This is a genomic window from Fontivita pretiosa (assembly GCF_050410795.1).
In the GTDB taxonomy this organism is placed as follows: Bacteria; Planctomycetota; Phycisphaerae; order Tepidisphaerales; family Tepidisphaeraceae; genus Fontivita; species Fontivita pretiosa.
Genome location: NZ_CP191258.1, coordinates 468,982 through 480,757, shown reverse-complemented (window position 1 = coordinate 480,757; position 11,776 = coordinate 468,982). Strand labels below are relative to the sequence as shown.

The window sequence follows — 11,776 nt, the reverse complement described above, 5'->3', positions numbered from 1 at the left end:
GCATGAAATACCGCAGGCTCGGCAGCACCAACCTTCGCGTTTCCGTCGTCGGCGTGGGAACCTGGCAGTTCGGAGGCGAGTGGGGAAAAAGCTTCACTCAGCACGAGGTCGATCGCATCCTCGGCCGGGCACGCGATCTGGGCATCAACCTCATCGACACCGCTGAATGCTATGGCGATCACACCTCCGAATCGCTGATCGGCCAGGCCATTCACGCACAGCGCGGCGACTGGATAATCGCAACGAAATTCGGACATCGATTTCACGGCCCGTTCAATCGCACCGACGAGCGCAGCGCCGCCGACGCCGTCCACCAGCTTGAACAATCGCTTCGCGCATTGCGGACCGACTACGTGGACATTCTCCAGTATCACTCGATCCGCAACGAGGAGTTCGACAATCCCGAGCTTCAGCAGACCCTGATCCGGCTCAAGCAGCAGGGCAAAGTGCGGCACATCGGCAACTCCATCAGCCCCAACGACAATCTCTACCAGACCGACGCTTCGCAGAAGGCGCAGGTGCAGGTCATCCAGGTGGTCTACAACCGGCTGGATCGCAAACCTGAGGATCGGGTCTTTCCTTCGTGCATGCGGCAGAATCTGGGCGTGCTGGCGCGGGTGCCGCTGGCCAGCGGATATCTCAGCGGCAAATACAAGCCCGGCGCGCGGTTCGACGCATCCGACGTGCGGGGACGCGCCAGGCCCGAAGTCATCGACGCCAGGCTTCGCGAGGTCGAGAACATTGCACAGAATGAAGTCCCCCCGGGCGTTCCGATGGCGAGCTGGGCGCTGGCCTGGTGCTTGCAGCATCCGGCCGTCACGTGTGTGATCCCCGGGTGCAAGAGCGTCGAACAGGTGGAGCAGAACGCCGCCGCCGCAGAACTGGACATCGTGCGCGACGAGCATCCGCAGGGTTGGAGATGATCGGGCGGGCATCTGACGGGTTGGGTGGGCCTGCGACAGGTTCTGACCAGAACGGTTTCGAAACACATGGCTGAAAAGCGAAAGTTCGTGGGCAGTGATCTGCGCCGCGCCGTGGCGAGGATGATCTGCATTGGATTCGACGGCAAGACGATTCCGCCGCACGTGGTATCGCTGCTGGATCGTGGTATCGGGGCGGTGGTGCTGTTCCGCAGAAATGTCGAATCACCCGGGCAGTTCGCCGCTTTGTGTGCGGAGCTGAAGCGCCGCGCTGTCCATCCGTTGCCGATCGCGATCGATCAGGAGGGCGGACGGGTGATGCGTCTTCGCGGCGGAGGCTTCACGCCCGTGCCATCGATGCGCGAGCTTGGTCGCACGGGTGATCCGGAGCTGGCGCGTCAGGTTGGGAGGCTGCTGGCACGCGAGAGCCGCGCCGTCAATGTCGATTGGGTGCTGGCGCCGGTGCTGGACGTCGATACCAATCCCAACAATCCGGTCATCGCCGACCGCAGCCTCGGCAAGCATCCACAGCTTGTGGCCGATCTGGGTTGCGCCCTGATCGCGGGCATCCAGAGCGCCGCGGTGGCCGCCTGCGGAAAGCACTTTCCCGGTCATGGCGACACGTGGCAGGACAGTCATCTGACGCTTCCGGTGCTCGAACATGACCTGGACCGCCTCCAGCGGATCGAGCTGCCGCCGTTCCAGGCCGCGGTGCGCGCCGGCGTCGCGACGATCATGAGTGCCCATGTTCTGTTCCGAAAGCTCGACGCGCACTACCCGGCCACCATGAGCCACACCATCCTCCAGGGATTGCTGCGCGATCAGATGCAATTCCACGGGCTGCTGATCAGTGATGACATGGAAATGAAGGCGATCGCTTCGCACTATGGCTTCGAGGAGGCGATCGTGCTGGGCACGCTGGCGGGAATCGACCTGTTTGCCATCTGTCACTCGCCGGAATTGCAGAACCAGGCCATCGATATCCTCATCCGCGCCGTCGAGTCCGGACGCGTGCCGGTTGAGCGCGTTATTCAGGCCAATCGCAGGCTCGACGCGCTGTGTCGTCGATACGTTGCCGAGCCGACCGATTCGCCCGATTTGAGTGTCATCGGCTGCGAGCAGCACCTGGCGATCGCGCAGCGGGTGCGGAGCCACTGCTCCGACGCGATGCCCACGCCCGCCGATCCCACCGAGCGCTAGGGCGATGTCCGTCGCTGCACCGATTCGGATCGGTGATCAACCGCATCACCAGCACACAGGAAGCGCACAAACCGGACCCCGACAACAACCCGGCTGCCGCCGGATTCATGCACGACGTGGCGGCAGTTTCCAGTAGGCCTTCTCATTTACAGCGCGAGTTCCACACCCAAGCCGCCACCGCCGCTTGATCTGCTCGACCGTTGGCTCGGCTGCCAGATATGGGATGGGTACTGAGTCTGAAGGCAATCCCCTCAGGCAGCGAATGTGCTGGATGGCGCATGCGATGAACTGGCGACACCTCTCTGTGGTCACACCTGGAATGACCGCTTGCGCCTCTCGCTGAATGTCGTCGATACTGATGTCGTTTGATGGCAGATCGGCTGCAATCCCGTGGCCGGCGAATTGCGCACCAATCAGTCGCCGCACCAGCTCTCGCACCTCGGGAGACTCGGGTAGAGTCTGGCACAAAGCCGATTGGATCTCACAGAGCCGGCGCCAAGTGAGGTGGCGGTATCCGTGTCGGTGCCAATCGTGCGGCACAGGTGCATCGCCGAGCAAAAAGTAACGTCTCACGCCTGCGAATCGGAAGACATCGCGCCCGATGACATCGCGCGGGGCAAGGTCCTTGTCATCGAACGGCTTGCGCCCCGCCTTGGCTTCTCCGATGATAATCTCGTCTCGGTCGGCAAAGCGAACGTGCATGACGATATCCAACTGCCGATCCTGGTGGCCAAGGTTGAACTCGTAACTCCAGCACAAGTCGATCGCGGGGCCGGGAGACTCGAACTGGAATTGTTCGTAGATTGCGGCGATGGCATCTGCGGGAGCGAATAGGGCGAAGTTCTCCCACAACGTCGGCACGAGGTGTTTTTCCCTGTCGGACTTGTAGTAGGGCGGTGGAGTGCTGTCCGTCGGATCGCCCCACACACGATAGAGTCGATCGTACCTCGGGCAGCGGGCATCGTCTTTGGCCCACCAGTCGCGGGCGGTCTTGCTTGGAGGCACAGCGGACAGCGCCTGCCACCAGTTCGCGAAGACAAGAGATACGGGCATCTGTTCCTCCTTCCAGGTCCTGCCCGCCGTTACGTTCCTGCGCGACGCAGCTTCGGTATCAGCGAGACTAAACCATCCCAGGAATCCAACATCGCCGGTCGCGACCGCGGATCGTCAAGCCCCAATTGCTGCAATGTGTAAGGGCCTTTGCCGAAGTTACAGGAGTAGCATGCTGTGACGAGGTTATCGAGCGAATGACGGCCGCCGCAGTTCAATGGTTCTACATGGTCGTAGGTGGCGCGAAACACAATCGCGGCACCGTGGCTGGCGTTCTTTGCCGTCGCCGCGAAAAACCGGGTACCGACGACGCCCTCGTACAGCCGGAGCACTTCGATCGGGATCACCCGCATGCCGCAGTACCGACAGCGGTAACCGTCCCGCTTGTAGCTCAGGCTCACCAGGCCCGAGGGCGGCGCCCCACGCCGGGCGGTATCGATGATCGTTGCGCGGATGCCGTAGTGCCGGTTGCGGAACACACCGGAGTTCTGCCCATGGACGATGTACCATGTGCGAAGGGCATCGCTGCGCACCTGCCCCAGCAGGCGGCGACTCTCCTGCACATCCCCCGCAGCCGCTCGCTCAACGGCGAGTCGGAACTTTTCGAATTCCCCGTCAAACCACGGCGGCGGCATCAGCGGCGCCAGCCGTGACCAGGCACCGACGTCATTGCCCAGTTCCGAACATGTTGCCGCCGCCCTGCACATGCGTGTCCCCGTAGCGAATGTTCCAGCGAGAATACAGACTTTCAACGCGCAATGCACATGAACTTTCCACAGTCGCCAATCGCGCGACTGTGCGATGGCCTGTAAATGATCTGTTCGCGAGAATTCCCGTACCCCCGCGGCGGTTTCCCCACGTAAAGTAGCGTGGATTGACGAGCAGGAGACAAGCCATGAAAGGAACCGTCCTCTACGGCCCTCGCGACATTCGCTTTGAAGACGTTCAGACGCCGAGGATCGAGCAGCCGACCGATGCGCTGATCCGCATCGCCGCGACGTGCATCTGCGGATCGGATCTGTGGCCCTATCGCGGGTTGCAGCCGCTCGACGGCCCCACGCCGATGGGACACGAATACTGCGGCGTCGTCGAGGAAGTTGGCAGCGCGGTCAGGAGCGTGAAGCCGGGGCAGTTCGTCGTCGGCTCGTTCGCCACCTCGGACAACACCTGTCCGAACTGCCGGTATGGCTACCAGTCATCGTGCATGCGACGCGAATGGATCACGCGGGCGCAGGCGCCGATGCTGCGCGTGCCGCTGGCGGACGGGACGCTCGTGCCGACGCCGCGTATGCCGCCCGATGATCTGATCCCCAGCCTGCTGACGACCTCGGACGTGCTGGGCACCGGCTGGTTCGCGGCTGAGGCGGCCAACGTGAAGCCGGGATCGACCGTCGTGGTCGTCGGCGATGGCGCGGTGGGGCTGCTGGGCGTGCTCTCGGCCAGGCAGATGGGCGCCCAACGCATCATTGCCATGAGCCGCCACGAAAAGCGCCAGCAGCTCGCCCGCGAGTTCGGCGCCACCGACATCGTGACCGAGCGAGGCGACGACGGCGTCAATCGCATCATCGACATGACCGACGGCGTCGGCGCTGACTCGGTCCTTGAATGCGTCGGCACACAGCAGGCGATGATGCAGGCGATCCGCTGCACGCGCAGGGGCGGCTATACCTCGTTCGTCGGCGTGCCCCATGGGGTGCAACTCGACGGGCAGGAGCTGTTCTTCTCGCACGTGCATCTGCACGGCGGCCCGGCGCCGGTGCGACGCTATCTGCCGCATCTGATCGAACTGGTCATGAATCGCACGATCAATCCCGGCAAGGTCTTCGACCTCAAGCTCCCGCTGGAACGCGTGGCCGAGGGCTACCGCGCGATGGACGAGCGACGCGCGATCAAAGTGCTGCTGCTTCCGTAGCGCATCCTGGACTGACGCTTCATCCGCTTCCGCGGAGCCACCGCCAGCCAAGCCACGACCCGTCGAGGCCGGGCCCAGCCGGCTCAGCGCCTGACCGGGCGGAAGGTGCCGGCGACTCGCAATGCTGCGTCGGGGTCGTCGATCCGGCCCCACACGCTGATCGTGTCGCCTCGGTTGTACCTCACCACGCTCCACTGTTTCCCGACGTTCACCAGCCGCCCGGACAGGTCGGTGGCAATTGGCTCGGCCAACTTCAGGATGCTGATGCAGCGCGCGGCATCGAAGGATCGGTCCTTGATCGTGGCACCGAAGCCATCGTCGCTCAGGCCGGGATCCTCATCCCGATTTGCCTGCCCGGGATACCCGCCCTGGATGATGTTGTCGGTGATGGTCGGCGTAGGAACTGCCGCGCCCGTGACCAGACACTGAGGGCTGCCGCCGTTGGCGTGGATGATGTTGCCGCTGATGATGGATGGAGGGACATTTGCCGCGCGCACATCGATGCAGACGCCCTCGGCCATGTTGTGGACGATAACATTCTCGACAATTCTCGCCGACGAGTTGTACGCCCGAACCCCGCAGCGCTGTCCGGTGAACAGATTGTTCCTGATCGTCGCCCGGCCGTTCTTGCTGAGCAGGATCGCATCGGTGAAATCGTCGAGTTTTCGCCCCTCGTGGTAAACGCGGTTGCCTGCGAAGATGTTGCCTTCGACCAGCGGCGCCTTGCCCTTCGTTGGCGAGCCGTCGGGCATGCCGCGGATGTAGATTGCGCCGCCGTCGTCGGAGGTCGTGTTGCCCACGAGCCAGTTGCCGCGGATCAGCGGAGCAGCGTCGTACTCTATATAGATCCCGCCGCCATCGCTCGTGTGGTGGACCTTGTTCAGGGCGATGACGTTGTCAGCGATGACCGGGGCGCAGGTGTCGCTGACGCTGATCGCGCCGCCGTTGGAGCTGCGCGACCCGACCTTGCCGTCGTACATGGTGGTATCACGCAGGCCGGATTCGTTGCCGACGATGGCGTTGCCCGAGATCGTCGGATTTGATCCGCCTCGCACGAGGATCGCCCCGCCGTCGCCCACGTCTGTTGTATTGTCGAAGATCAGGTTATTGAGGATTTGAGGTGATGCGCCATCGAGGATGGCGATCGCGCCGCCGCCATGACCGGCGATGTGCAGCGTTTCGGGGGCAACGACCGGCGTGTGAATCGTGCGGTTGCCGGTGATGACGCAGTTGGCCAGCGTTGGTGATGTGCCCCGGCAGATGACCGCGCCGCCCGGGGCGTCGTGCTGGCCCGCGGTGATTACAAAACCGTCGACTTGCGAGTGGTCGGCGGCGAGCAGCGCAGGCCCCTGGCCGGCGGCATCGAGGACCGACGCGTGCGCGAAAACGTCGCGCCGGGTCCAGTCGCCGGGAGCAAAGCTTCCGTATAGATCGACCTCAGGCCGGGTCTCGAGCGCGACGGTCTGATATCGTCCCTGGGCGACGAGGATCGCGACGCGATGTCCCGGCCCGGCATCGCCCGCCCTCGCCAGCGCCGCGCCGAGCGTCTTCAGCGGCTTGTCTGCGGTTGCGGGTGCGGCGTCGGAGCCGCTGGAGTCGCAAACGTACAGCATCCGCGCGTACTTGCTCAGATCCACCTGCCGCGGGTGCGGTCCGACCAGCTCCATCGGCAGCATCGTTGCCGGCCCCGCGGCGCCGGCCAGTGCTGCGCAGATCATGACGATCACCACACTTCTTCCCGCCATCGCGATCATCAATCCACTCCTGATCATGTGGGAAAGCAGCTCGGCCCCAGTGGCTCGAATGACTTGTACGCCAGCACGAATTCCTGGTGTCCCAGTTTCTCCGACACTGTGGGCTGGCCCGACGCCGTCGCGATCACCGCTTCGACGATCTCGTCGGCCACATCATCGAGCGTCGCCTCGCTCTCCAGAATCCGTCCGGCGTTGATGTCCATGTCGGCGCTCATCCGTCGATACGTTTCAGGGTTGGCGCACACCTTGATCACCGGCGAGATTGCCGAGCCCACCACCGAACCGCGCCCGGTGGCGAAAAGGTTCATGTGGCACCCGCAGGCGATCATCTCGTTGATGCCGCTGACGTCGCTGAGCCCCGGGAAGCCCCATCGCACCGGCCCGTCGGGAACTTCGTCCATCAGGTACAGCCCCGGCCTGGTCGGGATGTCGCCGGGCTTGAGCATGCCGACGATCGGCGAGGATCCGCTCTTGCTGTAGGCGCCAAGCGACTTTTCCTCCATCGTGGTCAACCCGCCATCGGCGTTGCCGGGCGAGAAGCTGCCGTGCCCGAGCACGCGATGATACTCCGCCCCCTTGCGCACCGTTGCAACCAGCGCCTCGGCAAGCTGCGGCGAGGTCGCGCGCCGCGCCAGGAACTGCTCGCAGCCGATCAGCTCCGGCGTCTCGTGGAACATGAGCCTGGCGCCCCGCGCCGCAAGACGATCGAAGGCGCGCCCGATCGCGGGATTGGCGGTGAGGATGCTGGTGGCATCCGATCCGCCGCAGTTCGTCCCGATGATCAGGTCCTCGATCCCGATGGGCACGCGCGGCACATCGTCGATCTGTCGCAACGCCCGCCCGACCCACGCTCGGCCCTGCTCGATCGTCGTCGTCGTCCCGCCGGTTTCCTGAATGACCAGCGTCTCGACGTGCCGGCCGGACTCGCGAATGGTCCGCGCCAGCGAGTGTCGGTCGAATCCCTCGCATCCAAGTGACACGAGCAGCACCGCCCCGACGTTGGAGTGCGTGCACAGTCGCTTCATCATCTTCAGCGCGTAGGCGTTGGGAAAGCATCCCGCGAAGCCGATGAGGTGTGCCCGCTGCCCAAACGGCGTGGAGATGTTCCGCGCCACGTGGTGCGCGCACTCGACCAAATACGCGACGACCACGACGTTGCGGATTCCCTTCTGCCCGTCGGGGCGGAGATAGCCGGTAGCGGCGGTCATGGGTGAGCTCATTCTATCGCCTTTTGCAGCTTGTCGGGGATGGCAACGCCGTCTTTTCGCAACTGTGCCTGCACTTTTCGGATGTTGACATCTCTAGCCGTTGTTCCGTCCCGCACCGCGATTGCCGCCGCCGTGCCCGCCGCCTGGCCCATGATCACGCTCAGCATGTGCGTGCGATATCTCAGCCCGCCAACCGAACTTTTCCCAACGGCCAGCAGGTTGTCGACTTTCTCGGGCACCATGGCACGGTAGGGAACCTCATACGCGCCGCGATCCTTGCCGCGCTGAAGAATCGCGATCGCATCGTCGTGCTCGATGTGCTTGGAGATGTCGCTGCCGGTAGGAGGGGTCATTTCGTTCTCGATGGATCGCCCGGCACGGTTGAGTGTCATCTCCGACATCCGCGTGATCTGTGCCTTCTCGAAGCCTGGTATGTTTTTGTTGAGGAATCTCACCAGTGCGAACAGATACTGCGTGGACTTCACATGTGCTTCTGACACGGCGCGGATATCGGTCGGATCCACGCCCACGACGTAAGTACGCGGGCGCGCGATCGGGCCGCTGATCTCGTAGCTGTCCACCTTCAACCCCTCGACCCAACTGACAACACCCTTCTCGCCGACGCGGTAGAACAGCGGCATCTCACCCCGGTCCACCGCCTCGCGAAACTTCGGCCCCAGCACATTGGCGTTTCGCGTCAGCCAGTCGTCCCAGGGGAAGTTCATGCTGTCAGGGCGGTCGGGGCTGAAATGCGTGATCGGGTGCCCAAGCTTCGCTTCCAGCCAGCTCCGCGCTTCGGGCGAAGGTTTTTCGGGATCAGGGATTGACTTGTCGTACTCCTCGAAGCGGGCGCGGTCCACGCCGGTGATCCACGCCTGCAAGCCCATGTAGGCCTCTTCCGTGCGCACGGGCGAGCCGGATTCGGCGGCGACGGTTGCCAGGCCGGTGCAGTCGATAAACATCTTTCCCCGAATCGCGCCGCGCCCCACGGGCGTCTCGACGATCACTGCGTCGATCTTGTTGCCCTTCACGATCGAATCGCTGTAGGTCGAGAAGTACAGGATCTGCGCGCCCGATTCGATCACCAGGTCTTGGAAGACGTGCGGGATAATCTCGTGATTGGCGACGCGAAGGTCGCCGCGTTCCAGCACCGCTTCGAGGTTTGGATGCCCCTCCATTCCAGCCGCGATCACGCCCCTGGTGATGTCGAGCAACACGCCTTCGTTCAACGCTGGTCGCCAGCCGGGGGCGGAGATGGCCAGATTGCTGCCAAGTCCCACGCCGCGGAGCCAGCCGCCGAGGTAGCCGCTGCGCTCGATGACCAGCGTCTTGGCGCCGTTGCGTGCCGCCCCCAGCGCCGCGCCGACGCCTGAGAGTCCGCCACCAACCACCACCACATCTACGTCGTACAAGACCGGAGTCCTCCGGGCTGGCTCTTCGACGAATGTTTCAGCGGCGGCCGCACAGACCAGCATGCGCATGCACACTGCGACCGTGAACAAACGCCGCCAGCATAACCTCAGATTCATGGCCTGGCTCCTATCACCGGGTAGTCTTGGATCTCTGGGATCGACCGAAAAATAGCAGGAGGCGGTCACACCGCCGGCTCGACGGATGACCGTCTCCCGAGTCTGCTCAGGTGTCATCAAGTCCGCGCATCCATTCGCCACAACGACAAGGGAACGCCTTACCTCTGCCGCCTGCACACTCGCCGGGAAAAGAACGACCCGCCGAGCAGCAGACCCGGCGATACAGGTTCGGGAATCACGCCCGACTGAATCGCCCGAAGCGCCGCCAGGTATTCGCCGCCGAACATCCGGGCGTGCTCGGCAATGAGCGCTTCCGCCAACGGACCGGCCTGATTGACGTACGCGTTGTCGATCAGGGCATAGTCCGTCGCGTCGATCACACCCGAGTAGTCAAAGTCCCCGTTGATCCAGCCGCTCAACGTGTTGACGTAACCGTTGTCGATCAGCGAGTAGTCGGTGGCGTCGATCGAGCCACTGAGGTCGGCGTCTCCGAAGTAAGTGAACTTCACCAGCACCTCCGTGCCGACCAGGCCGCTGACACCGGCAAAATCGGTGTAGATCGGCCCACTGCCTCCCACCTGAGCCAGGTCATTCAGGACCACACCAAGGCCGTACAGGAAGCTGCCGGCGGTGGTGTTCTGGACATTGGCCTGCGTCGAGCCGATGCCCGGGCCGAGCCAGTCGAAGTTTCCGCCGTTTTCAAGGGCAGTCTTGATCAGCCCTGTGATGCCGCTGGTGATGCTCGCGTCGCCGGCGCTGACGATCAGGCTGTTGTTGTTCAGGTCGAGCCGCGCGGTTGATGTGAGTAAGAGGCTATTGACGACACTTGTTCCACTGGGGTTGTTGGCGATCACCTTGGGGCTGACTCTCACGGTGCCGCCGTTCACTTTGAGCGCGGCCGCCCGCACATTCTGTAACTGCACAGTTCCGTTGCCCAGTTTTGTGATCGTCCTGCCGGTGGCCGCCAACGCCCCGGTCAGCGCGACCCCGCTACTGGCGGTGTTGATCGTGAGGTTGTCGTTGAGAACGACTGGTGCCGAGATGGTGTGACTGCCAGAAAGCACCGTCAGCTCGGCGTTGCCGACGGTCACGTCGAAGTTGAGTGTGCTGGTGCCCGCAATGGTATAGCTGTTGGTGTTGGCAAACGAAATCCCACCAACGGTCTGCGGGACATCGACGGTGACGATACGCGCGGCGGTGGTGATGGTACCGAAGTGCGCCGCGGTGCTGACCCCGTTTGGCACGCCGCCAGTCCAGTTTCCCACTTCCGACCAATTTCCGTCACTGTCCACATTCCATTGCGAAGGAACAACCGGCACGCTGTAGGTCAGATCGTCGTAATAAATGGTTTCCGGTCCCGCACCGTCTGGTTTGTAAACCGAGTAGGCCATGCCAAACCGATCGAACTGGAGATTGGCCGTATCCAACGCGGCCCGCTGGGCCACGGTCAGTTCCGTGGTAAAGGTGTGATCCTGCGGGGTGCTGTCGTTGGAGTCGACACCGTCGATAAACAACGTCATGGCACCCAGGCCCAAGGTTCCGCCGTTGGGATCCCAGGTGAAGGTGAACGCGTAGACGCCACCCGTCACGACGCGATTCGGCGGTCCTCCGGCCAGTGGATCGTCACCGACGAACGCAGTTTGGCGGCGGATGGTGGTGCCGTTGGGGCCGACGATGTACGTCTGGAAGCTATGCCCGACGGGTGCGGTGCCGCTGCGCGCGATCTGCCGAAACCCAAGCAAATTGGGGCGCAACCCACCTGGCGGCGGCGGAGTCTGGTCCGAGTTGTACCACCCGAATGTAGTCTCCTGGTTGTTCGACAGAATTGTAAACACTCCGCTCACCGTCAGGTAATCATTTGGAGTGAGCAGCCCGATGTTGTCGCCATACGATGAAGGAACCTCCGCACCGATGATGCCGCCAGCTTCGCCATTGGCGGTAGCGACACCGCCCGGAGGATTGACCGCGTTGCCTGTATTATCAGTGTCTCGCCATCCATAGTTGCTCGGGTGCGGAGTTGACGGGTTGTTGTCCGGGTCGCCCTCTCGCAACCAGCCTGGGTCGATGTTAAAGTTTTCCGTCCGCGTGGTAGTCAGCGCCGAAGCCGAAGCGGCGAATTCCCACCCCACAAGAACTGCGACGAGGAGCAGGAGCGGGCGGCGCAGGACATCTACGACAGCAATAGGCGTGTTGCTCATACAGT

9 protein-coding genes are annotated in these 11,776 nt (G+C 63.3%); 3 read left to right on the top strand and 6 right to left on the bottom strand.

What is annotated here, in order from left to right; translation table 11 throughout:
- Positions 1-2: 2 nt before the first annotated feature.
- Together ACQS5P_RS01875 and nagZ are read left to right on the top strand one after the other, a co-directional pair.
- Entirely contained in the window at positions 3-923 is a 921-nt protein-coding gene (locus ACQS5P_RS01875; protein ID WP_428939208.1) for an aldo/keto reductase, read from the top strand.
- A gap of 66 nt (positions 924-989) precedes the next feature.
- The gene (nagZ, locus tag ACQS5P_RS01870) at positions 990-2,120 is read left to right on the top strand and encodes a beta-N-acetylhexosaminidase (RefSeq protein WP_428939207.1); all 1,131 of its coding nucleotides are present in this window, start codon (positions 990-992) and stop codon (positions 2,118-2,120) included.
- A 105-nt stretch (positions 2,121-2,225) separates the two neighbouring features.
- Here the strand turns inward: nagZ and ACQS5P_RS01865 are convergent, their stop codons facing one another.
- Together ACQS5P_RS01865 and ACQS5P_RS01860 are read right to left on the bottom strand one after the other, a co-directional pair.
- Positions 2,226-2,981: a hypothetical protein gene (locus ACQS5P_RS01865; RefSeq protein ID WP_428939206.1), complete on the bottom strand. Its 756-nt coding sequence runs from the start codon at positions 2,979-2,981 to the stop codon at positions 2,226-2,228.
- Between the two features lie 221 nt (positions 2,982-3,202).
- The gene (locus ACQS5P_RS01860; RefSeq protein WP_428939205.1) at positions 3,203-3,877 is read right to left on the bottom strand and encodes an HNH endonuclease; all 675 of its coding nucleotides are present in this window, start codon (positions 3,875-3,877) and stop codon (positions 3,203-3,205) included.
- A 188-nt stretch (positions 3,878-4,065) separates the two neighbouring features.
- Here ACQS5P_RS01860 and ACQS5P_RS01855 point away from each other — a divergent pair, with 188 nt between their 5' ends.
- A complete protein-coding gene (locus ACQS5P_RS01855; RefSeq protein WP_428939204.1) occupies positions 4,066-5,082 on the top strand; it encodes a zinc-dependent alcohol dehydrogenase family protein in 1,017 nt (338 codons plus the stop codon).
- An 83-nt stretch (positions 5,083-5,165) separates the two neighbouring features.
- On the opposite strand, the gene ACQS5P_RS01850 is transcribed toward ACQS5P_RS01855, so the two are convergent.
- The 4 genes from ACQS5P_RS01850 to ACQS5P_RS01835 all read right to left on the bottom strand — a co-directional run bounded on the left by ACQS5P_RS01850 (position 5,166) and on the right by ACQS5P_RS01835 (position 11,771).
- Positions 5,166-6,827 carry a right-handed parallel beta-helix repeat-containing protein gene (locus ACQS5P_RS01850; protein ID WP_428939203.1) on the bottom strand — a complete coding sequence of 554 codons (1,662 nt, stop codon included), beginning with the start codon at positions 6,825-6,827 and terminating at the stop codon, positions 5,166-5,168.
- Between the two features lie 23 nt (positions 6,828-6,850).
- Positions 6,851-8,044 (bottom strand): UxaA family hydrolase, encoded by a 1,194-nt coding sequence (locus tag ACQS5P_RS01845; RefSeq protein WP_428939202.1) that lies wholly within the window; start codon positions 8,042-8,044, stop codon positions 6,851-6,853.
- Between the two features lie 8 nt (positions 8,045-8,052).
- Positions 8,053-9,456 carry an FAD-dependent oxidoreductase gene (locus tag ACQS5P_RS01840; protein WP_428939201.1) on the bottom strand — a complete coding sequence of 468 codons (1,404 nt, stop codon included), beginning with the start codon at positions 9,454-9,456 and terminating at the stop codon, positions 8,053-8,055.
- 275 nt (positions 9,457-9,731) lie between these two features.
- Positions 9,732-11,771, bottom strand: a complete 2,040-nt coding sequence (locus ACQS5P_RS01835) for a hypothetical protein (protein WP_428939200.1) — start codon at positions 11,769-11,771, stop codon at positions 9,732-9,734.
- Positions 11,772-11,776: the final 5 nt, after the last annotated feature.